This is a genomic window from Mesorhizobium sp. M8A.F.Ca.ET.202.01.1.1, assembly GCF_004791595.1.
GTDB lineage: Bacteria > Pseudomonadota > Alphaproteobacteria > Rhizobiales > Rhizobiaceae > Mesorhizobium.
In genome coordinates, this window is sequence record NZ_SRUN01000315.1 from 1 (window position 1) to 282 (window position 282).

Sequence of the window (282 nt, forward strand, 5' to 3'; positions counted from 1 at the left end):
GCGCGCGAGAACGGCGCGCAGAGGAAATCGCCGGAAAGCCGCACCGTACCCTCGGGCAGATCTTGCGGCAGGCTCTCGCGCGGCGCGCCGACCCAGGGCGCGCGATGCAGCGGCTGCAGCCGGCGGCCGTCGGCCTCGACCGTCATGTCGGCGATGTGGCCGACCGCAAGGTCGAGCGCGACCGAGATGCCCCTTGCCTTGATCGTGACCGTATCCATGCCTGTCACCCTCGCGAATCTTTGGCGCCAGCAAAGCCCGCGCAATGCCCGATGCGCAAGCGCT

General features: G+C 69.9%; 1 pseudogene. It reads right to left on the reverse strand.

What is annotated here, in order from left to right:
• Positions 1-218 (reverse strand): annotated as a pseudogene (locus tag EN845_RS35015) (hypothetical protein); the annotation flags it as partial.
• Between the last annotated feature and the right edge of the window lie 64 nt (positions 219-282).